At 72.2% G+C, this 24158-nt stretch carries 25 protein-coding genes; 8 read left to right on the forward strand and 17 right to left on the reverse strand.

Annotated elements, in window-relative coordinates:
- Window positions 1-57: 57 nt before the first annotated feature.
- From menC to ACTMTF_RS04940, 4 genes are all read right to left on the reverse strand, one after another.
- The gene (gene menC, locus ACTMTF_RS04925) at window positions 58-1158 is read right to left on the reverse strand and encodes an o-succinylbenzoate synthase (RefSeq protein ID WP_441109423.1); all 1101 of its coding nucleotides are present in this window, start codon (window positions 1156-1158) and stop codon (window positions 58-60) included.
- Entirely contained in the window at window positions 1155-1922 is a 768-nt protein-coding gene (locus tag ACTMTF_RS04930) for a GNAT family N-acetyltransferase (protein ID WP_396999710.1), read from the reverse strand. The genes menC and ACTMTF_RS04930 overlap by 4 nt, the downstream gene beginning before the upstream one ends.
- 187 nt (window positions 1923-2109) lie before the next feature.
- On the reverse strand, window positions 2110-2253 hold the full coding sequence (locus ACTMTF_RS04935) for a hypothetical protein (RefSeq protein ID WP_441109424.1): 144 nt from the start codon (window positions 2251-2253) through the stop codon (window positions 2110-2112).
- A gap of 27 nt (window positions 2254-2280) precedes the next feature.
- Window positions 2281-2763, reverse strand: a complete 483-nt coding sequence (locus ACTMTF_RS04940) for a DUF1579 family protein (protein WP_441109425.1) — start codon at window positions 2761-2763, stop codon at window positions 2281-2283.
- Between the two features lie 135 nt (window positions 2764-2898).
- Here ACTMTF_RS04940 and ACTMTF_RS04945 point away from each other — a divergent pair, with 135 nt between their 5' ends.
- On the forward strand, window positions 2899-5637 hold the full coding sequence (locus ACTMTF_RS04945) for an ATP-binding protein (protein ID WP_441109426.1): 2739 nt from the start codon (window positions 2899-2901) through the stop codon (window positions 5635-5637).
- An 8-nt stretch (window positions 5638-5645) separates the two neighbouring features.
- On the opposite strand, the gene ACTMTF_RS04950 is transcribed toward ACTMTF_RS04945, so the two are convergent.
- The 6 genes from ACTMTF_RS04950 to ACTMTF_RS04975 are packed head-to-tail and all read right to left on the reverse strand — an operon-like array spanning window position 5646 to window position 11967.
- Complete coding sequence (locus tag ACTMTF_RS04950; RefSeq protein ID WP_441109427.1) at window positions 5646-6659, reverse strand: M24 family metallopeptidase; 1014 nt, start codon at window positions 6657-6659, stop codon at window positions 5646-5648.
- Between the two features lie 10 nt (window positions 6660-6669).
- The gene (locus tag ACTMTF_RS04955; RefSeq protein WP_396999706.1) at window positions 6670-7593 is read right to left on the reverse strand and encodes an ABC transporter ATP-binding protein; all 924 of its coding nucleotides are present in this window, start codon (window positions 7591-7593) and stop codon (window positions 6670-6672) included.
- Window positions 7590-8390: an ABC transporter ATP-binding protein gene (locus tag ACTMTF_RS04960; protein ID WP_441109428.1), complete on the reverse strand. Its 801-nt coding sequence runs from the start codon at window positions 8388-8390 to the stop codon at window positions 7590-7592. The genes ACTMTF_RS04955 and ACTMTF_RS04960 overlap by 4 nt, the downstream gene beginning before the upstream one ends.
- Window positions 8387-9262, reverse strand: coding sequence for an ABC transporter permease (locus tag ACTMTF_RS04965; protein WP_441109429.1), 876 nt, complete (start codon window positions 9260-9262; stop codon window positions 8387-8389). Before ACTMTF_RS04965 ends, ACTMTF_RS04960 begins: the two co-directional genes overlap by 4 nt.
- Window positions 9259-10386 carry an ABC transporter permease gene (locus tag ACTMTF_RS04970; RefSeq protein ID WP_441109430.1) on the reverse strand — a complete coding sequence of 376 codons (1128 nt, stop codon included), beginning with the start codon at window positions 10384-10386 and terminating at the stop codon, window positions 9259-9261. Before ACTMTF_RS04970 ends, ACTMTF_RS04965 begins: the two co-directional genes overlap by 4 nt.
- Before the next feature lie 6 nt (window positions 10387-10392).
- On the reverse strand, window positions 10393-11967 hold the full coding sequence (locus ACTMTF_RS04975) for an ABC transporter substrate-binding protein (protein WP_441109431.1): 1575 nt from the start codon (window positions 11965-11967) through the stop codon (window positions 10393-10395).
- 109 nt (window positions 11968-12076) lie between these two features.
- Here ACTMTF_RS04975 and ACTMTF_RS04980 point away from each other — a divergent pair, with 109 nt between their 5' ends.
- Window positions 12077-12715, forward strand: a complete 639-nt coding sequence (locus ACTMTF_RS04980) for an Lrp/AsnC family transcriptional regulator (RefSeq protein ID WP_441109432.1) — start codon at window positions 12077-12079, stop codon at window positions 12713-12715.
- Between the two features lie 84 nt (window positions 12716-12799).
- Here ACTMTF_RS04980 and ACTMTF_RS04985 read toward each other — a convergent pair whose 3' ends face one another.
- Window positions 12800-13159: a hypothetical protein gene (locus tag ACTMTF_RS04985; protein WP_441109433.1), complete on the reverse strand. Its 360-nt coding sequence runs from the start codon at window positions 13157-13159 to the stop codon at window positions 12800-12802.
- 294 nt (window positions 13160-13453) lie between these two features.
- On the opposite strand from ACTMTF_RS04985, the gene ACTMTF_RS04990 reads away from it, so the two are divergent.
- From ACTMTF_RS04990 to ACTMTF_RS05000, 3 genes are all read left to right on the forward strand, one after another.
- Window positions 13454-14221: a hypothetical protein gene (locus tag ACTMTF_RS04990; RefSeq protein ID WP_441109434.1), complete on the forward strand. Its 768-nt coding sequence runs from the start codon at window positions 13454-13456 to the stop codon at window positions 14219-14221.
- 140 nt (window positions 14222-14361) lie between these two features.
- Complete coding sequence (locus tag ACTMTF_RS04995) at window positions 14362-14949, forward strand: hypothetical protein (protein WP_441109435.1); 588 nt, start codon at window positions 14362-14364, stop codon at window positions 14947-14949.
- 163 nt (window positions 14950-15112) lie between these two features.
- Window positions 15113-15889 (forward strand): DUF4291 domain-containing protein, encoded by a 777-nt coding sequence (locus tag ACTMTF_RS05000; RefSeq protein ID WP_441109436.1) that lies wholly within the window; start codon window positions 15113-15115, stop codon window positions 15887-15889.
- A gap of 385 nt (window positions 15890-16274) precedes the next feature.
- Here ACTMTF_RS05000 and ACTMTF_RS05005 read toward each other — a convergent pair whose 3' ends face one another.
- Window positions 16275-17123, reverse strand: coding sequence for a LysR family transcriptional regulator (locus ACTMTF_RS05005; RefSeq protein WP_441109437.1), 849 nt, complete (start codon window positions 17121-17123; stop codon window positions 16275-16277).
- A gap of 76 nt (window positions 17124-17199) precedes the next feature.
- Here ACTMTF_RS05005 and ACTMTF_RS05010 point away from each other — a divergent pair, with 76 nt between their 5' ends.
- Entirely contained in the window at window positions 17200-17970 is a 771-nt protein-coding gene (locus ACTMTF_RS05010) for an NADPH-dependent F420 reductase (RefSeq protein ID WP_441109438.1), read from the forward strand.
- Between the two features lie 50 nt (window positions 17971-18020).
- On the opposite strand, the gene ACTMTF_RS05015 is transcribed toward ACTMTF_RS05010, so the two are convergent.
- The 4 genes from ACTMTF_RS05015 to ACTMTF_RS05030 form a co-directional block, all read right to left on the reverse strand.
- A complete protein-coding gene (locus tag ACTMTF_RS05015; protein ID WP_441109439.1) occupies window positions 18021-18833 on the reverse strand; it encodes an alpha/beta fold hydrolase in 813 nt (270 codons plus the stop codon).
- Window positions 18834-18951: 118 nt separating this feature from the next.
- A complete protein-coding gene (locus ACTMTF_RS05020; protein ID WP_441109440.1) occupies window positions 18952-19773 on the reverse strand; it encodes an MBL fold metallo-hydrolase in 822 nt (273 codons plus the stop codon).
- Between the two features lie 53 nt (window positions 19774-19826).
- Window positions 19827-20477 (reverse strand): TetR/AcrR family transcriptional regulator, encoded by a 651-nt coding sequence (locus ACTMTF_RS05025; protein WP_441109441.1) that lies wholly within the window; start codon window positions 20475-20477, stop codon window positions 19827-19829.
- Window positions 20474-21298 carry a class I SAM-dependent methyltransferase gene (locus ACTMTF_RS05030; protein ID WP_441109442.1) on the reverse strand — a complete coding sequence of 275 codons (825 nt, stop codon included), beginning with the start codon at window positions 21296-21298 and terminating at the stop codon, window positions 20474-20476. The genes ACTMTF_RS05025 and ACTMTF_RS05030 overlap by 4 nt, the downstream gene beginning before the upstream one ends.
- 140 nt (window positions 21299-21438) lie before the next feature.
- On the opposite strand from ACTMTF_RS05030, the gene ACTMTF_RS05035 reads away from it, so the two are divergent.
- A complete protein-coding gene (locus tag ACTMTF_RS05035) occupies window positions 21439-22302 on the forward strand; it encodes an SMP-30/gluconolactonase/LRE family protein (RefSeq protein WP_441109443.1) in 864 nt (287 codons plus the stop codon).
- Window positions 22303-22315: 13 nt separating this feature from the next.
- On the opposite strand, the gene ACTMTF_RS05040 is transcribed toward ACTMTF_RS05035, so the two are convergent.
- Window positions 22316-22879, reverse strand: a complete 564-nt coding sequence (locus tag ACTMTF_RS05040; protein ID WP_441109444.1) for a DUF305 domain-containing protein — start codon at window positions 22877-22879, stop codon at window positions 22316-22318.
- Window positions 22880-23010: 131 nt separating this feature from the next.
- On the opposite strand from ACTMTF_RS05040, the gene ACTMTF_RS05045 reads away from it, so the two are divergent.
- Window positions 23011-24093 carry an FAD-dependent oxidoreductase gene (locus ACTMTF_RS05045; protein WP_441109445.1) on the forward strand — a complete coding sequence of 361 codons (1083 nt, stop codon included), beginning with the start codon at window positions 23011-23013 and terminating at the stop codon, window positions 24091-24093.
- Window positions 24094-24158 lie beyond the last annotated feature (65 nt).

Genomic DNA, 24158 nt, shown 5'->3' on the forward strand with positions numbered 1-24158 from the left:
GCGTGGCGGTCGACGACCATGCCCCCTGCGGCCGGAAGCCGCAGGGGGCATGTCCTTTCAGAGGGCGATCCACTCCTTGGACGTGGTGACCTCGTCCAGGATGTCCGGGATCGGGTCCACGCCGATGCCCGGTCCCGTGGGCACCGCCAGGTGGCCGTCCGACAGCTCGAACGGCTCGGTGATGTCCGTGGCGTAGTAGCGACGCGAGCCGGACGTGTCGCCCGGCAGGGTGAAGCCGGGCAGGGCCGCCAGCGCCACGTTCGCCGCCCGGCCGAGGCCCGTCTCCAGCATGCCGCCGCACCACACCGCGATCCCGTTGGCCCGGCACAGGTCGTGGATGCGCCTGGCCTCCAGGTAGCCGCCGATCCGGCCCGGTTTGATGTTGACGATCGAGCACGAACCGAGCGCGATCGCGGCCGCCGCGTGCTCGGCCGACTCGATGGACTCGTCCAGGCAGATCGGGGTGCGCAGCAGTTTGGCGAGCTTGGCATGCTGGACGAAGTCGTCGTTGGCCAGCGGCTGCTCGATGAGCAGCAGGTCGAAGTCGTCCAGCCTGGCCAGTTGGCGGGCGTCGACGAGCGTGTACGCGGCGTTGGCGTCCACCTGCAGCAGGACGTCGTCGCCGAACCGCTCGCGCACCGCCCTGACCGGGGCCACGTCCCAGCCGGGCTGGATCTTCAGCTTGATCCGGACATAGCCCTCGTCCAGGTAGCCCGCGACCGCGTCGAGGAGCTGCGGGACGGAGTCCATGATGCCGACCGAGACGCCGCACGGCACCCGGTCCCTGGTCGCGCCCAGGAACCGGCCGAACGACTCGCCGGCCGTCTTGAGCTGGGCGTCGAGCACGGCCGTCTCCACCGCCGCCTTGGCCATCCGGTGGCCCTTGACGTGCTCCATCGCGCGGCCCGCGGACTCGGCGTCCACGGTGGCCGGCAGCGCGGGGAGCAGGAAGCGGCGGATCACCTCCGCCGCGCCGTCCACGTACTCGGAGGAGTAGAGCGGCTCCGACATCGCCACGCACTCGCCCCAGCCCTCGGCGTCCGCCGTCACGACCCGGACCAGCAGCACGTCGCGGACCGTCTCGGTGCCGAACGAGGTGCGGAACGGCGCGACGAGCGGCATCGCGATCCGGCGCAGCTCAACTCCTGTGATCTTCACGCACTCTCCACTACATAGAACGACTTGTCGTGAAATCCGGTGATTTTTCGTCCAGCTGCCAGCATGCCGCCCAAGACGTCCCGTACGGCATGCCGCCACGCCTTCGCCGTTCCCGGGTCCGCGCGGCGCAACCCCTCGACGTCCACCGGCACGGCCACCAGCACGGTCGCGGCGCCCTCGTGCGGCCGGTACACCGGGCGACCCTTCTCATCGGCCAGCGCCACCACCGCCCCCTCGGGCAGGGCGACCGGCACGGCGCCGCGCCGTACCAGAGACTCGACGTGCGGCGCGGTGAGCGGCCAGACGGCGAGCACCCGGTCGGACTCGTCACCCTGGTTGATCGCGTCGTCCATGACCCCGTAGAAGGCGGGCAGGTACTCCTCCGGCCTGGCGCCGAGCTTGGCCAGGTTGAAGTGCGCGTTGCGGCGCACCAGCGGATCGAACGTCCAGGTGATCCGCTCCAGCCCGCGATCGAGCGCCCAGCGCCGCTGGTGCAGCTTCAACGCCAGCCCCGCACCGGGGACCCCTGACACGCCCGTGATGTGCGAGTGCAGTGCCGAACCCGCCGCGAAGAACGCCACGGACGCCCCCACCAGGCGGTCGCCGACGAAGGCGCCCGACACGTAGTTGCCCGCGTGCGCCAGAGCCAGCATCAGCTCCACGGTGATCGGCTGCCCGCCCGGATCGAACTGCCAGATGTCCTCGAACAGCGCCATGACCTGCTCGAACTCCCCGATCTCGTGGAGCTCCCTGATGGCGATCAATGCCGTCGTCCCTCTCGGTGCATCGGATGTCATCGCGACGGTACGCGACGGCGCGCGCGAGGGATTCGTGCCAGACCACCAAGAGGGCGACGGTCTTCGTCGGGGCGTCCTACGCCCCCGGCTCACGCCGTCCCGGCCGGACCGCGGCCTGCCGGCGGACACGGCGACGCGTTCGGCGAACCCGCCGTCATGGTGGACGCCGAGCATCCGCCAGCCGGGGCAGCGCCGGCGGCTGCCCGCGTGACAGCACCACCCCATCGTCGCCGGCCGCCGGCTCGGGCACGTCGAGCACTTCCAGCACACCCGGCCGCAGGTAGACCGGCGCACGCATCAGATCACCGTTCCTCAGGGTCGACGGCTACTTGCCGGGGGTCAGGGTGCAGACCATGAAGGGGGCGAACTCGCCGGGGCCGACGGGCACGTCGGAGTCGAAGGTGATCGTGCCGTCCGCGTTCGGCTTACGGGTGATGCGGGCGGGCCCGGTCACCACCAGGGCGTCGCCCTCGAAGCCGCCGTGGTACTTGCTGGCCTCGTGGTCGTAGGGGCCGAGACTGTTGAAGAAGTGCGTGCGGTAGCGGCCGGTGGCGGCGTCGTAGTCGAAGAACTCGTGACCGGCGTCCACCACCTTCATGCCGGCGACCTCGAAGCTGCTCTCCCAGCGGTGGATGAGGAAGAAGCCGCCCTCCATCCACTCGTAGCTCTCCCAGCCGCCGATCGGGGTCGCCGGGCCCATCGGGCTCTCGACCGTGGACCCGGTCAGGATCCAGTCGCCGACCAGGAAGTTCAGCCGCTCAAGCTCGGGAGCGGGGGTCGGCATCTGGAAGTCGGTGCTTTCGGACATCGGTGATCTCCTTCGATTCCTGTCGTTCCGTGAGCCTGAAGCATCCTCCGGCGCGACACTGCCGGACACCCGTGGTGATCACGTTTGCGCCACGTATGATCTACGTGGTCTGTACGGGTAGGGCATGATGTCGAAGTGACCCCAGCACGGCAGGCCGAGGTGTCCGAGCGGGAGGCGCAGGTGCTGGCGGCCCTGCGCGAGCACGGCTCGAACGCACAGATCGCGGGCCGCCTGCACCTCTCGGTACGCACGGTGGAAGGCCATGTGTCATCCCTGCTGCGCAAGTACGGGCTGACCGACCGGCGGGAGCTGGCGGCGATGGCCGGCGCGGCCGGCCCGGGCGTGCCGCCACCTGCGGAGGTGGCAGGGGTTCCGGACACCCGCACCACGTTCGTCGGCAGGGGCGTCGAGGTCGAGCTGGTCTCCACCGCGTTGCGGCAGGAGCGGCTGGTGACGTTGCTGGGTCCGGGCGGGGTGGGCAAGAGCCGGCTGGCGGCGGTGGTGGCGTCGTCGTACCCGTCCGGCGGGGCGTTCGTCGATCTCGTCCCGGTGCGGGACGGGTTCGTGGCGCAGACGGTGGCCGCGGCGCTGGGGGTGGCCGAAAGCTCCCAGCGGCCGTTGGAGGAGGCCATCGTGGAGCGGCTCCATCCGGGCCGCTCGCTGCTGGTGCTGGACAACTGCGAGCATCTCCTCGACGCGGTGGCGGCGTTCGCCGAGCGGCTGCTGTCGGCCTGTCCCCAGGCGCGGATTCTGACCACCACCAGGGAGCGGCTCCGCGCGCCGGGTGAGCGGACGATCCCGGTCGGGCCGCTGTCGCTGGGCGGTGCGGCCGAGGCGTTGTTCCGCGATCGGGCCACCTCGGCCGATCCCGGCTGGTCGGCGGAGCCGGCGACCGTATCGGACGTGTGCGCCCGGCTGGACGGGCTGCCGCTGGCCATCGAACTGGCCGCGGCACGCAGCGTCAGCCTCGGCACGGCCGGGCTGCTGACCGCGATGGGCGACTATTTACGCCTGCTGGCCGGCAACCGGGGCCCTGACGTGCGGCATCGCTCCTTACGCGCGGTCCTGGCCTGGAGCCATGACCTGCTGGACGAGGCGGAGCAGACGCTGTTCCGACGACTGGCGATCTTCGTCGGCGGCTTCGACGTGGCCGCTGTCGTGTCGGTGACCTCGCAGGCTCCGGAGGCGGTCGCCGATCTGCTCGGCCGGCTGGCCGACAAGAGCCTGGTCGCCCACCAGAGGGCCAGCGGCAGATGGCGGCTGGCGGCTACGGTGCGGGCCTTCGCCCAGGATCGGCTGCGGGCCGGCGGGGAGTATGAGGAGGTCCGGCGACGGCATCTGGACTGGGCGGCCGCCACCGCGACGGCGCTGGAGGAACGGCTGGACGGCCAGTGGCGGGAGGAGTTCGACGCCGTCGTGGACGATCTTCGCGGCGCGCTGGTCAACGCCCCGCCCGGTCCCGACGCCGGGTCGCATCGGCTGACCCGCTCGCTGGGCCACCTCGCCTACGCGCGGCGCTTCCTGGCCGAGTCCAGGTGCCACTACCAGCACGCCGCCGGGCGCGCGCCCACCCCCGCACAGGCGGCGGCGGATCTACGGAGCGCCGCCGACTGCGCCCGCACCGGCGGCGCGTCCGGCACCGAGGTGGTCGACCTGCTGCTCGCCTCGGCCGAGCACGCTCGCGCCGCCGGTGACGGCAACGCCCAGGCGATCGTCCTGGCACGGGTGGTGGAGTTCGCCAGACGCAGTCCGGCGCTGTTCCCCATCGCGATCCCGGCCGAGCGGCTGCGTGAGCTCCTGGAGGAGGCGGCGGCCTGCGGTGACCGGAGCGACCCCGTGGTGGCGGCTCGCCTGGCGTCGGCGCGGTCATGGACGACCAGCAGCACCTCGTACGCCGCCGACCTCCCCTCGGCGCGGACCGCGGTGGACGCCGCTCGCAGCACCGGCGACCCCGTTCTGATCAGCGCCGCGCTCGACGCGCTCGCCTGGGCGGAGTGGTGTGTGGGAGCTCCGGAGATCTACCGGCTCTGTAACGCGGAGCGGCTGCGCCTGGTCACGACGATGAACCGGAACGACCCGTACACAGGACCGGAGATCCTGGACGCGCTCTTCACCGCGGCGCGAAGCCCACTCCGGACCGGAGACCTGCAGGCGGCGCTCTCCGTGGGCCGCATGAGCCTGTCGGACGACCTGCTGGACAGCAGGTCCTACGGCGCCGCCTGGATCCACATTCCCCCTCTCATGCTGGTCGGAGACTTCGAGGAGGCGCTGCGGTACGCGACCATGATGTGGGACGGCTGGCAACGGGCCGGCCGGCCCGCCGATGGCCGGCTCGTCGCCTCGGTGGCCGGCGCCGCACTCGCCCATGGGCTCCGCGGTGACCTGTCCGACTTCCGGATGTGGCGCGGGCGCGTCCACGAGATCGCCGGTGTCACCCCCGACTTCGCCTCGAAGCTCCCTTCGCCGGTGTTCGCCGACATCCGCATGGCGCTGCACACCGGGGCCGTGACCGGCGCCGCCTCCCTGCTGACCCGCGCGTTCGGCGACCACAGGGGCGGCTATTTCGCGACATATTGTCACGCCCTCGGCGCCGAACTGGCCGTGGTCGCCGGACTCGCCGACGCCGCCGACCGGCTCCGCCAAGCGGCGTCGACGGGCGAGCGGAACGACTGGGCCGCCGCCTGCCTCGCCCGCGCCACCTGGCGTCTGCACGGCGATCCCGACGCGCTCGCCGCCTCCGTCGAAGGCTGGGAACGCATCGGCGCCCGCTTCGAACGCGCCTGCACCCTGATGCTCCTGCCCGACCGGGCCGCCGAAGGCCGCGCCGAGCTGACCGCCCTCGGCGTGCCCGGCGACCTTCCCCACGTCTCCTGATCCATCTCTCAGTGGTCGAGGACGCGCAGTGTGTGCGGGCTCGTCGTCAGCACCGTGGCCGCCTCGCCGGTGCAGGCCGCCACGTCCGCGAGCCGCGCCCCGAACAGATCGGGTACGTAGATCGCCGGCTCGACGCAGAGCGTCATCCCGGCCGCCAGCACGGTGTCGTCGCCGGGACGCAGACGCGGGCCCTCGTCATGGCCGAGGCCGACGCCCCGGCCGGCGCACGGGGCCGCGAACCGGCCGTAGCCGCTGCCGTCGATCACGTCCGCGACCGCCGCGGCCACCTCGTCGGCCGGGACGCCGGGCCGTACCGAGCGCAGGGCCGCGTGATGCGCGGCGAGCACCACCGAGTACATGGCCTCGAAGTCCTCCGGCGGCTCGGCGACGGCGAAGACGCGCGCCACCTCGGCGCAGTAACCGTCCCACCGGCCGCACAGCGACACCAGCAGCGCGTCACCCGGATTGATCACCCGCCCACCCGGCAGGTGGCCGGGCCGGGCGGTGTGCTCGCCCGCGGCCACCCGCACCGACAGGACCTCCTCGCACCCGGTCTCCAGCAGCAGCGCCCGCAGCCTGGCCGCCATGGCCCGCTCGGTGGCGCCGAACCAGGCCAGCTCGCCCGCCCCGTCCAGCACCGCCTCCGCCGCCCGCGCCGCCCGGCTCACCGCGTCGACCTCTCCCGGCAGTTTGCGCAGCCTGAGCGGCTCCAGCACGGCGGCGGCCGGCACCAGCTCCGCCTCGATCGCCAGCCCGAACAGCTCCCGGACCCGCATCTCCGGATCGACGCCCACCCGCCGCGCGTCATCGGGCACGTACGGCGCGGGATCGCCCGCTTCGGCCACCTCGTCCATGGTCACCACCAGGAAGCCCGCCCCCCGCCCGCCCAGGAACCGGAAGTCGGGCGAGGGCCGCAGCACCAGCGCGTCCACCCCGTCCCGCGCCATGGCCGCCCGGACGGCGACCAGCCGGTCCCGCACGGCCCGCGCGCCCGGATCCGGATACGTGGCGTCGGTGGTCATGGCAGGCCGTTCACGCGGTCCCGGCCGGGGACGGCTCGTGCAGCCAGCAGGCGACCGGGCCGAACTCCGGCTCCTTGACCCGGCACACGTCCATGACCTGCGGGCAGCGCGGGTTGAACCGGCAGCCCTGCGGCGGATCCGCCGGATCCGGCACGTCGCCCGGCAACTCGGCGGGCAGCACGCCCATCCCGTCGGGCTTCGGGATGGCTCCCAGCAGCGCCCGCGTGTAGGGGTGGCGAGGGTCGGCCCACACCTCGGCGGTGTCGCCCACCTCGACGATCCGGCCCAGGTACATGACCGCGATCCGGTCGGCGATCAGCCGCACCACCGACAGGTCGTGGCTGATGAACAGCAGCCCCGCGCCGGAGTCCACGGCCAGGTCCCGCATCAGGGTGGCGACCTGCGCCTGGGCGGAGGCGTCCAGCGCGGAGATCGGCTCGTCCCCGATCAGCAGCCGCGGCCTGGCCGCCAGCGCCCTGGCGATCGCGATGCGCTGCCGCTGGCCGCCGGAGAACTCGTGCGGGTGCCGGCCGGCGAAGTCGCGCGGCAGGCCGACGCGCTCCAGCAGGTCGGCCGGCTCGGTGGCGGTGTCGCCCGCGGTGCGCAGGCCGTCGGCGATCTGGTCGCCCACCCGGCGGCGCGGGTTCAGGGACGCGTACGGGTCCTGGAAGACCATCTGGATGCCGGTCAGCTTCCTGCGCCGCAGCCCGAGCGGCGTCACCGGCTCGCCGTCGAAGGCGATCCGGCCCTCGGTGACGGGGTTGAGGCCGCAGACGGCGCGGGCCAGCGTGGACTTGCCGCAGCCGGACTCGCCGACGAGGCCGACGACCTCGCCCGCGTTCACCTCCAGGCTCACGCCCGCCACCGCCCTGACGACGGGACGGCCGGGGGAGCGGTGCTCGACGACCAGGTCATCGATGGTCAGCAGGCTCATCGAACCCCCTCATCAGTGACAGTGCCGGTGGTGGCGGTATCCGGGAGTGAGGCGAGCAGGGAGCGGGTGTAGGGGTGCGAGGGCTCACGCAGCACCCGGCCACGCGGGCCGCTCTCCACGACCAGGCCGTCCTTCATCACGCTCACCTCGTCCGCGACGGCGGACATCACCCCGAGGTCGTGCGTGACGAGCAGCACGGCCAGGCCGAGCTCGTCGCACAGCCCGCGCAGCAGCCGCAGCACGCCCGCCTGCACGGTCACGTCCAGCGCGGTCGTCGGCTCGTCGGCGATCAGCACCTTCGGCGAGCAGGCCAGCGCGATCGCGATGGCGATGCGCTGCCGCATGCCGCCGGAGAACTGGTGCGGGAAGCGCCCGTACGCCTCCTCCGCGCCGGGGATGCGCACCTTGGCGAGCAGCTCCACCGCCCTGGCCCGAGCCTCCTTCTTGCCGAGGCCCAGGTGGTGGCGCATGTGCTCGGTGAGTTGCCGGCCGATGGTGAGCATCGGGTGCAGGCTCGTCGCGGGATCCTGGAACACCATGGCGACCTCGCCGCCGCGTACCCGGTTGAGCTCCTTGCTCGCGAGCGTGAGCAGCTCGCGCCCGCCGAGCGCGATGCTGCCGGTGGCGCGCGCGCCGTGCGGCAGCAGCCCGAGCACGGCCAGGCCGGTCATGGTCTTGCCCGACCCGCTCTCGCCGGCCAGGCCGTGCACCTTGCCCTCCTGGAGTGACAGGTCGACGCCGCGCAGGATGTCCTTGCCGCCGATGGTCACCTTCAGGTCGGTGATGGCCAGCGTCACAGCGCACGCTCCTTGATCGCCCGGGCGGTACGCGGGTCGAGCGCGTCACGCAGCGTGTCGCCGAGGAAGTTGAACGCCAGCACCACCGTCAGGATCGCCAGGCCGGGGAACGTCGCCACCCACCAGCTGTCGAAGACCTCGACGCCCGACGACACCATCGCGCCCCACTCAGGGGACGGCGGCTTGGCGCCCAGCCCCAGGAACGACAGGCCCGACAGCAGCAGCAGCGCGGTGCCGATGTCCAGGGTGGCGAGCACGAGGATCGGGCCGGTCACGTTCGGCAGCACGTCGACGCGGAGCGACCGCCAGGCGGAGAAGCCGAGCAGCCGCCCGCTGAGCACGAACTCGCGCTCCCGCACCCCCAGCACCAGCCCCCGGGTGACGCGGGCGTACGCGGGCCAGGCCACGACGAGCACGGCCAGCACGGCGTTGGTCAGGCTGGGCCCGAGCGCCGCGGCCACCACCATGGCCAGGATGACCGTCGGGAAGGCGAACACGAGGTCCGCCAGCCGCATGATCGTCTCATCCACCCATCGGCCGAAATATCCGGCACAGGCGCCGAGCAGGCCGCCGATCACCAGCGACAGCGCCACCAGCACCACGGTCAGCGGAATCGACACCCGCGCGCCGTACATGACCCTGCTCAGGATGTCGCGCCCGAGCTGGTCGGTCCCGAACCAGTGCCCGGGACCGGGCGCGGCGAGCCGCGGCAGGTCCTGGGCGAGCGGGTCGTGCGGAGCCAGGACCGGCGCGGCCAGCGCGATCACCAGCCAGCCGAGCGCGATCACCACGCCGGCCACCGCCAGCGGTTGCCGCCACGCCTCGGGCAGCCGCCTCAGCAGGCCCTTGCGGGCCAGAGGATCCCGTTTCACTGCAGCCTCACTCGGGGATCGATCACGCCGTACAGCACGTCCACGATCAGGTTGATGGCGAGATAGACCACGCCCACCACCAGGCCGACGCCCATCACCGCGGGCAGGTCCAGGCTGGTGGCGCTCTTGTAGGCGTACTGGCCGATGCCGGGCCAGGCGAAGATCGCCTCCACCAGTACGGTGCCGGACAGCAGGCTGCCGAACGCCAGGCCCGCCACCGTGATGATCGGCACCAGCGCCGAGCGCAACACATAACGGAACAGGATCACCCTGCCGGGCAGCCCCTTGGCCCTGGCCGCGCGCACGTAGTCCTGGCCCAGTACCTCCAGCACCGCCGACCGGGTGAAGCGGGTGAGCAGCCCGATCGTGTAGAGCGCCAGCACCAGGGCGGGCGTGATCAGGTGGCCGACGGCGGAGGTGAAGATGTCCCACCGGCCCGCCAGCAGCGCGTCCACCGTCTGCAGCCCGGTCACGCCCGGCGGCGCGCCCAGCGCCGGATCGACCCGGCCGCTGCCCGGCGTGATCTGCAGCCGGTAGAAGAACACGTAGAAGGCCACCAGCGCCAGCCAGAACGTCGGCACCGAGATGCCGACCAGGCTCAGCACGCGCAGCACGTGGTCCGAGAGCCGGTCCCGGCGCAGCGCGGCCACCACGCCGAACGCCACACCGAGGATCAGTGAGATGACGATGGCCACGCCCGCCAGCTCCAGCGTCGCGGGCACGTACTCGGCCAGGTCCTCGCTGACCGGGCGGTGGCTCTGCTGGCTCATTCCGAGGTCACCCTGCAGGACGCCGCCGAGGTGCAGCACGTACTGCTCCCACAGGGGCTTGTCCAGGCCGTGCTCGGCGCGCCACTGCGCGACGATGGCCGGATCGCCGAGGGCCCGCTGGCCCAGGTTCGCCGCCACCGGGTCGCCCGGGACCAGCTTCGTCAGCACGAACGTCACCAGCGTGATCCCCCACGCCAGCAGGACGGCCATGAGGATCCGCCGGATCAGGAACCTGGCCAGTGGCGGCACCTCACGCCGCCGCCTGACCGGGCGCGGCGCCGCCGCGACCGCCACGCCCTTCTCGGGTGCGTCCTTGTCGGGCGCCTGCTTGTCGGGCACGTGCTCGTCGGGCACTGTGCGCTACTTCGCGCCCAGGTCGGCCACGTCGACCGTCCAGACCGGGTGGTACTCCAGGCCCGTCACCGAGGCGGCCGTCACGATGTTCTGGCTCGGCTGGATGAGCGGGATGAACGGCCCGGCGGCGTTGAGCTTGGTCTGCACGTCGAAGTAGGCCTCCTTGCGGGCCTCGTCCCCGATCGCGGCGCCCGCCTTCTCGCCTGCGGCCTCGATGTCCTTGGCCGCGCCGCTCTGCCACCCGGCCCGCTTGCCGACCGTCTGGCCAGGCAGGAACGCGAGGTAGTCGTTCGGGTCCGGGTAGTCAGGGCCCCAGTACCACAGGCCCATCTCTTCCTTGCCGTTGCGGTAGTTGTCCAGCGCCGTGGTCACCGGGGCCGGCTGCAGGTCCACCGTGATGCCGACCTCCTTGAGGTTGGCCTGGATCCGCTCGGCCAGCGGCTGGAAGGACAGGCCGTTGACGGTCAGCTCCGTGGGGTACTCCAGCTTGACCGTCGGGTTCGCCAGCCCGCTCGCCGCCAGCGCCGCTTTGGCGCCCTCGACGTCGCGCTTGACCGCCTGGTCCGCGGGCAGCGCGCCGAGCAGCTGCGACGGGATCACGCCCGGCGCCTGCGTCGAGCCCTCACCGGCCAGCTCCAGCAGGCCCGCGTAGTCGACGCCCTTGCGCACGGCCTCCACGAACTTCGGGTTCGGCGTGGTCTTGCTGACCGCGGAGTCCTGGTTGGCCAGCAGGAAGATGACGTTCGCCGAGGCGGTCTTGTTCACCTGCAGGGTCGCGGGCATGTTCGTGACCTGGTCGCCGGAGAGGTTCAGCGCCACCTGGCTGTCGCCGCGCTGCACGTTCAGCTTCTGCGTGGCCGCCTCGACGTTGCGGATCACGACCTTCTCGTAGGCCGGCTTGGTCCCGTGGTACTTCGGGTTCGCCTTGAGCACGACCTGGCTGCTCACGTTGAAGGACTCGATCAGGTACGGCCCGGACCCGGCGGAGTTCGCGTTGAGGTACTGCTCGGCCTTGTCCTGCGGGTCGGTCGTCGCGCCGTTCTGCTTGGCGACGTCGCTGTTGAGGATGCCGAGCGCGGGGTTCGGCAGGATGTACGGCAGCGCCGCGTTGGCCTTCCCGGACGTCAGGGTGATCGTCGAGTCGTCGGTCTTGGCGATCTCCACCCCGTCCAGCAGGAACGACGGGGTGCCCTTCATGTCGCGCACCCGGGTCAGCGAGAAGACCACGTCGTCCGCGGTGACGGCGGAGCCGTCGGCGAAGGTCGAGCCCTGCTTGAGCTTGAGGGTCAGGACCTTGCCGTCCTCGGACAGCTCGTAAGACTCCGCGAGCGCGGGCACCGGCTTCGTCACGTCGCCGCCGTCGAAGGTGAGCAACGTCTCATACGTCGCCTTGCCCACGATCAGACCGGTCGGCTCGTACGTGCGTCCGGGGTCGGCCGTCTTGAGGTCGAAGGACGTGTCGATGACGAGGGTCTTGCCGCCGCTCTGCGCGGCGGGGGCCTGTGCGCCGCCGCTTCCGCAGGCGGCGAGGGCGAGTGCACCGGCGAGCAGCACAGCCGCCGTCTGCGAGCGGGTCGCCATGGTGAGTCCTCCAGATGGACGGTTGGAACGAAGATGTCCAGGATTGTCCGGCAGAATGTCCAGGCTCCGTACGGTCCCCAAGACGGATATAAAGGGCCAGGAGGTAACTGTGAGTGAAATTTCCAGAAATGGTGGCAGCGGTGGCGGTCAGTCTGGACGGATCGGCATCGGTCTCGAACTGGACGCCACCCATTTGAAGATCCTCGAGGTCCTGCGCGAGAACGGCAGGATCTCGGTCGCGGCACTGGCCGAGCGGGTGGGCATCTCACGGGCGAACGCCTACACCCGGTTCGAGGCGCTGCGCGCGGACGGGGCGATCAAGCGGTTCACCGCCGAGATCGACCCCGTCAGGACGGGGCTCGGCATCACCGCACTGATCTTCGTGACGGTACGGCAGCAGATGTGGAAGCAGTTCAGGGCCGAGCTGGCGCGGATGCCGGAGGTCGAGTACTGCGCGATCACCACGGGGCAGCACGACGCGATGATCCTGGTCAGGATGGGCGACGTCGCCGCGGTGCACGCCATGGTGACCGACCGGCTCGCCAACATCCCGGCGGTGAAGGCCACCGAGACCGTGTTCATCCTGGACGAGGTGCTCAAACGGCCGTACGTGCTGCCGAGCGACGGCGAGAAGGCCAGACCCGCCCGGCGCCCCGCCCAGGAGACGCCGGGCGGCGAGGTGCCACTCGGCAAGATGCGCTTCGTCGGCGCGGCCGAAGGCAGGGCGGCCCTGCAGAAGGACACCTGACAAGAGGGTCCAGGCGGTGCTGCAGACAGTGCTTCAGGCGGTGCTTCAGACAGTTTCAGACGGTTTCAGGCGGTGCTCAGGTTTTCAGGCGGTGGGTTCTGCAGTGGTGACGACCTCGGTGCACACGCTCACGTGCCGGGTGTCGTCGCCCTCGAACCGGAACTCCTCCACCAGGCGCAGCCTGCCGTCGTCCTCCGTCTCGACGCGGCTGTCGCTCTGGCCGCCCGCCTGGCCGCCGGCCTTCAGCGCGTGCACGTACGAGATCGTGACCTGGTCGCCGTCCCGGGTGCCGACGAAGCGGCCGTGGATCACGGTGTCGCCGGTGTAACTGCCCCACACGACGCCGTCGGCCTCCCAGTAGAGGAACTCGGTGGGCCGCTCCGGGTCCACCACGCTCGCCGTCGAGCTCACCATCACGAATCTGCGGCCGTTGAGAAGGTTCACGGTCCCTATGCTCGCGAGGTCTCGCGGGGGCGCGGTGCGCCGCTGGACGGATCGTCGCGCACCCCCCGACCCGGCCGGCGATCCGTCCAGCAGGCCCCGCCGGGCCGCCCGCACGCGAGCACGACGGTCCATCGGCGCTCCTGGCCTCGGCGCGTAACGCCAGCCGTGCGTCCGCCTTCTTGGGTCGGCCCGCGGCGCGTCCACCAGTACTTCGGCTCCGGCGCGTAACGCCAAGACTTCGTAGTGTGATAGTCATGTGACTCTACGTGGTTCATCAGGTTGGGGGAGATCTTCATGCTGACGTACCTGTTCTCGATCGTCGCGGCGGTGGGCGTGGTGGCGGTCGCCGCCCTGTCGTTCAGGCTCGCGGGCAAGGGCAGCGACGACGGCGCCGCGGACGGGCCCTCGGCCGGCCACGCGGGCGCCATGCTGTCGGCGCTGTTCCTGGTGGTCTTCGCCATCGCCATCATCGTGCCGTGGACCACGGCCGACGCGGCCCGGCAGAACACGCACGCCGAGAGCCGGGCCGTGATCGACGCCTACTGGGCGGCCGCCGACCTCCCCGCCGACGGCGTCGCCCCGATCCGCACCGGACTGCGCGACTACGCGTCGTTCGTGGTCAGAGACGAGTGGCCCGTCATGGCGGAAGGGAAGATGGAGGAGGCCGGAGCCGAGCGGCTCGACAAGCTGCGCGCTGACGTGCTCAAGCTCAAGGCCGACACCGACGGTGAGCTGGAGGCCAGAGGGGTCGTGCTCGACCATCTCGGCGTCGTCGCGGCGACCCGCGCCCAGCGCGCCGCCGACGCCGCCGCGACGCCTCCGGAGGGCCTGCTGTGGCTGACCATCCTCACCGGCCTGGCGGTCATCGTCTTCCCGTTCCTCGCCGGCGCCCGGCCGCGCGGGGCGGCGCTGCTCCCGCTCATCGCGATGGCGGCCATGCTGGGCTTCGGCGTCCACCTCACCTGGGAGATCGCCCACGCCTTCGCCGGGCCGCTGGCCGTGGGTCCCGAGGCGTTCAGCGGCGCGCTGCAGGAGCTCACCCGGATCGCCGGGGGAGTGTGACCGTGGCTGCCAGGCACAAGCCGCTGCCGGCCGCTGCCGGACCCACCGTCGCCGGGTCAGCTGATGTCGCGCCGGCCGCTGTCGGGTCCACCGTCGTCGGGCCGGCCGCTGTCAGGCGTGCCGTTGTCGGGCCTGCTGTCGTGGCGCTTGTCGCTGTCGCGCTCGCTGTGGCCTGCGCGAGCGCGCCGGCAGCGGCCGAACCGCGCCCGCCCCAGGTCCCGAACATCCCCGACGTACGCGTCTCCGCGCCGGGGGTGTCGAAGCACGGGGTGAAACTGCCAGGGGTGTCGATCGAGCGCAAGGCGGAGCCGCGGGTGTCGGTGCCCGGCGTGTCCATCCTGGACGACCCTCGGCCCAGAAGGATGCGCCCGAGGCCGGAGGTGTCGACGCGCGGCATCAAGGTCTACGACGACGCGGTCTGCGTGGACGGGCCCACGGGCAGTGTCCTGGTCGGACGGTGCGGTCCGATGAGGGCGCCCGTCAAGACCCCGCGTGCGCCGGTCCCCACGCGGGGGCCGGTCCTGATGGTGCCTGACCTGGTCCGGCCGACCCCCTCGCCGACCCCCTCGCCGACGCCCACCCCGTCGGTGAAGGACGTCCGCGCGTACGCGCCGCATCCGGTCACGCCGCTCAAGCGCCCCAACCCGCTGGCCACCGTGCTGATCATGGTCGTGCTGACGACGGTGATCGCCTCGACCACCGCCGTCGCGTTCGGCGCCGTCCGCTGATGCGGCTACCGGGTGGGCCGGAGATTGTCTGATGCGGCTGCCCGGTGGCACTTTGATGCGGCTTCCGGGTGGGGCCGGGGATGCTCTGATGCGCTTGCTGGGTGGAGTCGGGGACCACCTAATTTGGTTGCCGGGCGGGCCGGAGGTTGTCAAGCTGGCCGGCATGAACCCGCCCTACCGGCAGATCCGTGCCGCCTACGACGAGGAGTCCATCACCGTTTACCAGGCCTACGACCCGGCCCTCGCCGACCCGGCCGTCGCCGCGCAGCGGTTCGTCGCGCCGTTCAAGCGGGAGCGGATGACCTGGATCAAACCGTCGTTCCTGTGGATGATGTACCGCTGTGGCTGGGCCACCAAGCCAGGCCAGACCCGCGTCCTGGCGATCGCCCTCACCCATGAGGGCTTCGCCTGGGCACTGGCGCACTCGTGCCTCAGCCACCCTGACGCAAGCTCCAGTTCAAGCCCAAGCCCAGTCGCTAACCCCGGCCCCAGCCCCAGCTTTAGTCCAGGCCCAGGTCCAAGCGCCGGTCCCCACTCCCGACCGGCGGGAGGCGCCGGAGGCCTCGGCTCCAGCGCTCACCCGGCTGGAGCCGCCGTGACGCGCGCCGATGATCGTGCCGGTCGGGTGGGCCAGGAGATCGGCCGCAGGGAGTGGGCCGAGCGGCTGCGGCGCAGTCCCGTGCGCATCCAGTGGGATCCGGAGCGAGACCCGCACCACAACGCGCTGCCGTACCGGTCGATCCAGATCGGCCTGTCCGGCGAGGCGGTCACCCGCTACATCGAGGAGTGGACCCTGTCCATCACCGATGTCACCGAACGCGTCCATGACCTCCACACCGCCCTGCGCGCCGGGCAGGACATCGCTCCCCGGCTTCCGGTGGAGCGGGCCTACGCACTGTCCGACGATCTGGCTCGGACGATCGGCGCCACCCGCCCCTGAGCTCTCAGCCGCTCGTCGGCGAACCGGGCCGAGGCCAGGGGATCGGCGCCGTGTCCGGGCGAGGCTCAGAAGGCGCCAGCCCGCAGAAGGTCCAGCTCGTGGCGGAGGCTTTCCCGGAAGTCCTCCGCCGACAACCCGTTCGGGTACGTCGCGGCGGGCAACGTCAGCCCGTCCACGAACGCGTGCGACCGACGGGCGTGCCCATCCAGTCCGGAGGGGCGCTCACGCCTCGCGCGACCGCCCGGTCTGCAGCCACCTACGGGAGAAGACCTCCTCAAGAAGGGCGTTCTCCAGGAGGACCACGACGACGGTGCCGACCAGCGTGACGAGGCCGACCGTCCGGGCGTAGTCGCTGGGAGCCTGCTCTGATCGTCCGCCTGGACGCTCAGTCCGCGAACGCGGCCACGTACGACGCCACACACGGCTCCGGCGTGGCGAGTGACGTCACGACGTGGCCGTCGACGGGCACCGGCGGGTCGAGCGGCACCTGCAGCACCCGCTCGGAGCGGGACCCGGCGAGTTGCTCGGCGGGTAGCAGCGTCCAGCCCTCGGGGTCCCGGCCCACCTCGAACAGCACGTTGAGCAGGTCCCCGGCGGGCGGCCGCAGCGGCGCCCGGGGCAGGGCGGCGAGGATCGCGTCGTGCATCGGCGGGTCACTGTCACGGGCGGGGAGCCGCAGGCCGTACGGGTCGAGGTCGTGCAGGCTGACCGCGGGCTTGCCGGCGGCGGGGTGCCCGCCGGACAGCACCGCGTGCAGCGGCTCGGACCAGGCGCGCACCACCGTCATCGACGTGGACGTGAGCGCGCCGCGGACCAGCGCCAGATCCAGCTCGCCATCGCGTACGGCGTCGAGGCGCGCGGTCACCGGCAGGTCGATGAGTCTCGGCTCGGCGGGGCGTTCGCTGTCTCGCAGGCGAGTCAGCGCGCGGTCGAGCCGTTGGGTGACGCAGGACGCCACCCCGACCCGCAGGGCGGCTGCCGGTTCCCCGGCGACCACCCGTACGCGGGCCGCCGCGGCCAGGGTCTCCCGGGCCGCGGCGAGCACTCGTTCGCCTGCCGGAGTGAGCCGTACCCTGCGTGACGTGCGGTGGAGCAGGCGCACGCCGAGGTCGCGTTCGAGCCGGGTGATCTGCTGGCTCACCGCCGGCTGCACGATCTGCAGCCGTTGCGCCGCGCGGCCGAAGTGCAACTCCTCGGCGACGGTCACGAAGTACTGCAGCGCCCTTAGTTCCATATGTCCTGATCTATCACATTATGTGATCGCTGCCGATGGGTTCTGATCATTGTTCGCGCTGGTCAATCCGGCTGTGATGGATACGAGCCCATCTGAACGGAGAACAGAAGTGAACACATCGACCCTCGGCATCATCGGCACCGGAATGGTCGGCGCAGGGGTCGCCCGCCGGGCCGTGGACGCCGGCCTCGACGTCGTCCTGAGCAACTCGCGCGGCCCGGAGACACTGGCCGGTCTCGTCGCCGAGCTCGGCCCGCGGGCCCGCGCGGCCACCCCGGCCGAGGCGGCGCGCGCCGCCGACCTGGTCCTCGCGTCCCTGCCGTTGGCCGCCCACGAGCGGCTGCCCCGCTCGGAGCTCGCCGGCAAGACCGTGATCGACCCGATGAACTACGCGCCGAAGCCCGGATGGAGAATTCCGGAACTCGACAGCGACGAGCTGACCTCCAGCGAGCTGGTGCAGCGCCACGTCGCCGGCGCCCGCGTGGTCAAGGCGCTGCACAACATCGGCCCCAGGCAACTGCTGGACCTGTGCCGGCCGGCCGGCGCCCCCGACCGCAGTGCGCTGCCACTGTCCGGCGACGACCCGGCCGCCAATGAGGAGGTGACCGACCTTCTGGACGTCCTCGGCTTCGACGCGGTGGACCTCGGCACGCTGGCGGAGAGCTGGCGCAGCGAGCCCAACACCCCGCTGTACGCCTTTCCGTACGTGGGGCAGCCGCCGTCCGGCCTGACCGTGCCGGAATTGGTGGCCTGGGTCCAGGGAGCACCCGGCGTGCCGGTACCCGCCGCCCTGGTCAAGGACCTGGCCGCCGCTGCGGTGCGCGGGCCTGCCGGTTTCCAGATGTAGCGGACGGACGGCGATTCGCGGCCGGGCTCGGTCTGATCCAGCAGAAACTGCTAAGCCTGGGCGGGCGTCGCATGCCGGAGCTGGGACAGGACGGCCTCGGCGGTCTCGGCGGGCATTTCGGCGTGCGGATAGTGGCCGGCGCCCTCGACCAAGTGGACGCGGGCGGGGCCGGCCAGCTTGGCGGCGCTCAGCGCGGCGTCCGCCGCCGGGTCGGCGAAGTCGGCGTCCCGGGTGCCCATGATGACCAGGGCCGGCTGGGTGACCTCGGCGTAACGGTTCTGGACGCCGGACAGGGAGATCTCGATCTGTGCCCGCAGCGGGGCCAGGCGGCCCGGCCGGCGGAGGGATTTCCTGAGGCCGGCCAGGTAGTGGCCGAAGTCGGCCGGCTTGGCGGTCGGATAGGACGAGCGGACGAACAGGGCCCACAGCGCCGCGCTGCGGCCGACGAGCCGGGAGGCGGCCTTCATCCAGGTCCTGATCGGCGCCTCACCGGAGAAGGTGCCGATGAGCACCAGAGCGCTGACCGCCCGCGGGGCTTCGGCCGCGGCCCAGACGGCTGACGAGCAGCCGATGGAGTGGGCGATCACCGTCGCGGGGGCGTCGCCGTTCAGGTGGCGGATGAGGCCGAGCAGGTCCGCTCCGACGGAGGCCGTCGCGTAGTCGGGCCAGCCGGAGCTGGAGGCTCCGTACCCGCGCACGTCCATGGTTGCGACCCGGTAACCGGCGGCGGCCAGGCGCGGGGTGAGGAGGCGGAAGGTGGCGGCGGTATCGCCCATGCCATGGACCAGGACCAGCAGGGGAGCGTCGGCGGGGCCGGTCTGCTCGTAGGCGATCCGGCCTTCCGGCGTCTTCATGATGGGCATGGCTCAACGCTCCAAAACGAGATCAGTGCTCTCTTCGGAAGAGTGAACCACGGCCGCGGACGTTGGTCAAGAGCGCTGCTCACAGAGGAGGGCGGCGCTCTGCCCTGCGGTGCGACGGTCAGGTGTGGTGCGGTGTCTGGCGGCCGGTCAGGTCGTGGGTCTGGCCGCGTTCCAGATAGACCACCCGGTCACCGACCCCCGCCTGCTCGGCGTACTGGCGGAAGTCGTGCAGAGGTGAGGCGAACACGCCGTAGTCGTCGTAGTGGATCGGCACCACCGTGCCGGGGTTCATCAGGTCCACCCAGCGGGCGCCCTGCTCGCCGTTCATGGTGACCGTCATCAGGCCGAGCAGTTTGGTACCTCCCAGGTGCACGAGCGCCACGTCGATGTCCGGGAAGTGGCGCGGGATCGCCTCCAGCCAGGGGTCCATCAGCGTGTCGCCGCTGACGAGCAGCCGCAGGTCCACCTGCCCCGCCGGGTCGCGGAACTCCAGCATGCTCCCCATGACCGGCGGCAGCAACGTCTCGACGATGCCGGGCGCGTGGCGGGCCGGCAGGGATGTGATCTTCAGTATGCCGCCGGGCCCGCGCAGCTCGTGCGCGCGCCAGGTGCCCAGCCCCAGCGCCTGCCCGAACCCCTGGTGGCCGAGCCGGCGCGCGGCGTGCGGGGTGGTCAGGATCGGCGTGTCCCGGTCCAGGCCCCTGCGGGTGACGCGGTCCCAGTGGTCGCCGTGCATGTGCGACAGCACCACGGCGTCCAGCGCAGGGAGCTCGTCGATCCGCATCGCGGGCTCGGTCAGGCGGCGCGAGCTGAGCCCGTAGCCGAGATAGGCGCGCTGCCCTCGGTGCAGGAAGTTCGGGTCGGTGAGCAGGGTGAACCCGTTGTACCGGATCAGCACGGTCGCGTTGCCGATGAACGTCAGGCTTCCATGGCCGGCCATGGTGGCCTCCCTTGGTTCGGCCTTTTTCCCGCCCCTGCCACGAGGGCCCCGCGTCAAACTCCTCCCGTTCCGGCCTGTTTCGGGGCGATGCCTCGCAGGCAGGTGGCGACCAGGTGGTCGGCGAAGCCGGGGGGAAACCCGATCTCCGCCGCCGGGGTGCCGTGGAACAGGTGGGGGAGGATGAGCTCGTGGCAGGCGCCCACGATCATGGTGGCCGCGGCGTCCGGGTCGGCTTCCGGGGCAAGCCGGCCGAGGGCCTGCTCGGCACGGAGGTAGGCGGTCAGCGCGGCGCGCAGGTGCGGCCCCTGCGCGACCGGCATGCTCAGCTCGGCGAAGCGGTGCAGGATCCTGGGGTGCGCGACCAGCCCGGCGAAGGCGGGCAGGATCGCCAGGTGCAGCGCCAGCCCGTAGGTGACGTACGCGCGCAGGTTGTCTTCCAGTGTCCCCGAGCCCGCTGCGGTGGGCAGCGGCGGGAGGCCATCCTCGACCGAGCGGACGTGCGCCTGCAACGCCAGCGCGATCAGCTCCTCCTTGTCGGCGAAGTGGTTGTAGAGCACCCCGTCGGCGACCTGGGCCTCCCTGGCGATCGCCCGTACGGTGAGGCCGGCCGCGCCGTGCCGGGAGAGCAGCCGCCCCGCCGCCGCCACCAGATGGGCGGACAGGGTCTCGCCGTCGCGGGCGGTCGCGGGCTTGCGCGGGGTCACGGCCGACCGGCCGTGATCAGGTAGGCGCCGCCGCGCAGCCGTACGGCGCCGTCCCGCTCGTACGGTGCCAGGGCGGGAACGAGCGCGGCCGTCGCGCGAGCGGCGGCGGCGGGCTCCGCGTGGCTGAGATGGAAGCGGGTGGGACCCCAGGCGGCGAGGAAGTCGGCGGCGTCCTGGGCGTCCCGGCCCCAGATCTGCTCCGCCTCGACGGGGGTGGCCGCGACGTCGGTGTATCCCGCGGCGGTGAAGATCTCATGGATCCGCGCGGGGTCGGACAGCGAGGCCGGGGAGGTGCCGTCGGGGGAGGCGGGGGGCGGCGGCAGATGCTCGGCCATGGCGGCGAACACGCGGCCGAGGTCGTTGCCGGCCAGGGCGCGCATGCACAGGAACGCCACCCGCCCGCCGGGGCGCAGCGCGCGGCCGATGTTGGCGAAGGCGGCCACCGGATCGGCGAAGAACATGATCCCGAAGCGGCTGATCGCCAGGTCGTACGACTCCGCGGGGAAGGGGTGGACCTGCGCGTCGCCCTGCTGGAAGTCGACGTTGGCGACGCCTTCCGCCGCCGCGAGGGCGCGGGCCCTGCTCAGCATGGGGGAGGACAGGTCGACGCCGGTGGCGCCGCCGGCCCTGCGGGCGGCCAGCCTGGTCACCTGGCCGTTGCCGCACCCGATGTCGAGGACCTGGTCGCCGTCGCCGGCGAACCGGAGCAGGTGGTCGTTGAAGCCGGCGTTGAGCGCGTCGTAGCGGTCGTGGTGATCCGCCCAGTGGGTGCCTTCGTAACCGTTCCACGCCTCGGACTGGTGGGTGTTGACGATCGTCACGCTGGTCTCCCTAAGGTATGAACGTACGTTCATGAACGTACGTTCATGACGCGCTCGGGTCAAGAGCGTGGCCGGAGGGTGAAGTGATCAATATCCTGTTACGGCACTGCCTCCGGGGCAGGGAGCACCAAGGAGGCAGCATGGCCATCGCCGCGTACACCGTGACCGGACCGCATGCCGAGCACGGCGAGGGGCCGGTGTGGTGTGCGCGCTGGGGCGGGTTGCGGTGGATGGACATGCTGGCCGGCGACGTGCTGGCCCTCGACCCCGACGGCACCGTGCGGCGCAGGCGCGTGGGCGTGCTCGCGGCCCTCATCCGGCCGCGCGTCACCGGCGGGTTCGTGGTCGCGACCGAGCGGGAGCTCCTGCTGTCCGACCACGACGACCTCGACGCGCCGCTGCGGTCGCTCGGGGAGGCGTGGCGCGACGAGTCCATCCGGATGAACGAGGGCGGCTGCGACCCCGACGGCCGCCTCTACGTCGGCTCGATGGCCTACGACCAGAGCCCCGACAAGGGGGCACTGTACGTGGCCGCGCCGGACGGGACGCTGGAGGTGGTGCTGCCCGCCGTCGGCGTCTCCAACGGGCTGGACTTCAGCCCGGGAGGGGAGCTGGCCTACTACGCCGACACCGTGACCGGGCGGGTCGACGTGCTCGACTACGACCGGGAGCGGGGACTGAGCGGTCGCAGGCCGTTCGTGCGGGTGGATCCGGACCAGGGCGCGCCCGACGGGCTGACCGTCGACGCCGAGGGCGGGGTCTGGGTGGCGCTCTGGGAGGGCTCGGCGGTGCACCGCTACACCCCGGAGGGCAAGCTCGACGCGATCGTCCCGGTGCCGGTGCGCAAGGTCACCGCGGTCGCCTTCGGCGGCGATGACCTGGACCGGCTGTTCATCACGACCTCCGCGATCGGCGCCGACCGGACCCGGGAGCCCGACGCGGGAGCCGTCTTCGCCGCTGACCCCGGAGTCCACGGCCGCCCGGTCCTCCCCACCACCCTCTGACCGCCGCCAACCGTTACGGCAGCTTCTCCAGGCGGGCGAGTTGGGTGGTGCGGGAGCGTTCGACGTCGGTGGCGAGGGCCAGGGCGCGCGGGTCGGCGCCGGAGCCGCGCTCGCCGCGGGTCACCAGGACGGACTGGTCCAGGTGGTCGCGCAGGAAGCGCAGGAACAGCCCGTCGAACGCCTTCCCGTCGGCCGAGCGCATGGCGTCCAGCTCCGACGCGGTCACCATGCCCGGCATGTCATGACCTTCATGGACATTGACGTCGGATAACCCCGCCGCCCGCCGCAGCTCGGTCAGGCGGGCCAGCTCGGCGCGGTGCGCGGTGGCGAGGGACGACGCCAGCCGGCCCACCGCCGGGTCGGCGGCCTGCCGCGCGGCCAGGTCCAGCATGGGCAGGGTGCGCTCGATCATCGGGATCATGAGCTGCACCCACGCGGCGTCGGTCCCGTTGAAGCCCCCGGCGGGGGAGGAGACGGTGGGGGCCGGGGTGGGGTGGCCTCCGGGGACGGGGACCTCGCCTTGGCCGCATCCGGCGACAGCGAGCAGGAGGACGAGCAGCAGGCCGGTTCGCTTCATCTCAGGTCGTTGTCCTCGTCGGGGGGTGTCCGCGGGGGCGGCTGGTACTGGTCGTAGCCGCGCGGGCCGCACGGCAAACCGTCGCCGGCGCAGCGGGGAAGACAGCGAGGCCCACCGCTGTTCGCAGGGAGGTGGACGAGATCGACGTGGTGGTGATCGGGGCAGGGCAGGCGGGCCTGTCCAGCGCCTACTATCTGCGCAGGTTCGGTTACGAGCCGCTGGTGCTGGACGCCGCCGACGGGCCCGGCGGGGCGTGGCGGCACCGGTCGCCGACGTTGACCATGGACAAGGTGCACGGCATCTTCGACCTGCCCGGCGTCAGGCGCGACCCGGACGACGGGCGGTCCGGCGGCCTGCCCGCCGCCGAGGTCGTGCCCGCCTATTACGGCGACTACGAGCGGCGGCTCGACCTGCCCGTCCTGCGCCCCGTCAAGGTCACGGCCGTCGCGGGCGAGCGGCTCGCCGGCCCGGAGGACGGGAGCCGGCTGATCGTGACGGCGGACGCGGGGGAGTGGGCCGCCCGCGCCGTCGTCAACGCCACCGGCACCTGGACCCGCCCCTACTGGCCGTACTATCCGGGTGCGCGCGACTTCCGGGGCAGGCAGCTCCACTACGCGTCCTACCGGGGCCCGGCGGAGTTCGCCGGGCGCCGCGTGATCGTGGTGGGCGGCGGGCACTCGGCCGCGCACGTGCTCTCGGAGCTCGCCGGCGTGGCCGCGAGCACGCTCTGGGTGACCCGTGGCCTGCCGGCCTTCCGCGGCGACGACTTCGACGAGGAAGCCAGGCGCGCGGCCGTCGCCCTGGTCGAGGAGCGCGTCCGTGCCGGGCTCGTGCCGCAGAGTGTCGTCAGCGTCACCGGGCTCGGCCACACCCCCGTGGTGCTGGACGCCCTGGCCAAGGGGGCGATGGAGCGGCTGCCGATGTTCGAGCGGATCACCGGGCACGGCGTGCGCTGGGCGGACGGGCGGAGCCACGAGGCCGACACGATCGTGTGGGCCACCGGCTTCCGCTCCGCCCTGGACCATCTGGCTCCGCTGCGCCTGCGCGAGCCCGGCGGAGGGATCATGGTCGACGGCACCCAGGCCGTCAAGGAGCCGCGGCTGCAGCTCGTCGGCTACGGTCCGTCGGCCAGCACCATCGGCGCCAACCGGGCGGGCCGCACGGCCGCCGAGAACGTCCGCCGCTTCGTGACCGGCGGCCTGATCCGTCGCTGAAGGCGGGCCGGGCCGCACGAACCATACTGACCATGGTCACAGGGGTGAAATATCTCGACACGTCC

The sequence above is a fragment of the Nonomuraea sp. ZG12 genome (assembly GCF_052068115.1).
Taxonomy (GTDB): Bacteria; Actinomycetota; Actinomycetes; order Streptosporangiales; family Streptosporangiaceae; genus Nonomuraea.

What these genes read in the sequence shown, in the direction of transcription:
- ACTMTF_RS04950 (WP_441109427.1), bottom strand. Translation starts at nt 6,659, where the DNA reads ATGACCACCGACGCCACGTATCCGGATCCGGGCGCGCGGGCCGTGCGG.
- ACTMTF_RS04990 (WP_441109434.1), top strand. Translation starts at nt 13,454, where the DNA reads ATGCTGACGTACCTGTTCTCGATCGTCGCGGCGGTGGGCGTGGTGGCG.
- ACTMTF_RS05040 (WP_441109444.1), bottom strand. Translation starts at nt 22,879, where the DNA reads ATGAAGCGAACCGGCCTGCTGCTCGTCCTCCTGCTCGCTGTCGCCGGA.
- ACTMTF_RS04955 (WP_396999706.1), bottom strand. Translation starts at nt 7,593, where the DNA reads ATGAGCCTGCTGACCATCGATGACCTGGTCGTCGAGCACCGCTCCCCC.
- ACTMTF_RS05035 (WP_441109443.1), top strand. Translation starts at nt 21,439, where the DNA reads ATGGCCATCGCCGCGTACACCGTGACCGGACCGCATGCCGAGCACGGC.
- ACTMTF_RS05020 (WP_441109440.1), bottom strand. Translation starts at nt 19,773, where the DNA reads ATGGCCGGCCATGGAAGCCTGACGTTCATCGGCAACGCGACCGTGCTG.
- ACTMTF_RS04940 (WP_441109425.1), bottom strand. Translation starts at nt 2,763, where the DNA reads ATGTCCGAAAGCACCGACTTCCAGATGCCGACCCCCGCTCCCGAGCTT.
- ACTMTF_RS05010 (WP_441109438.1), top strand. Translation starts at nt 17,200, where the DNA reads ATGGATACGAGCCCATCTGAACGGAGAACAGAAGTGAACACATCGACC.
- ACTMTF_RS05000 (WP_441109436.1), top strand. Translation starts at nt 15,113, where the DNA reads ATGAACCCGCCCTACCGGCAGATCCGTGCCGCCTACGACGAGGAGTCC.
- ACTMTF_RS04975 (WP_441109431.1), bottom strand. Translation starts at nt 11,967, where the DNA reads ATGGCGACCCGCTCGCAGACGGCGGCTGTGCTGCTCGCCGGTGCACTC.
- ACTMTF_RS04935 (WP_441109424.1), bottom strand. Translation starts at nt 2,253, where the DNA reads ATGCGTGCGCCGGTCTACCTGCGGCCGGGTGTGCTGGAAGTGCTCGAC.
- ACTMTF_RS05015 (WP_441109439.1), bottom strand. Translation starts at nt 18,833, where the DNA reads ATGCCCATCATGAAGACGCCGGAAGGCCGGATCGCCTACGAGCAGACC.
- ACTMTF_RS05005 (WP_441109437.1), bottom strand. Translation starts at nt 17,123, where the DNA reads ATGGAACTAAGGGCGCTGCAGTACTTCGTGACCGTCGCCGAGGAGTTG.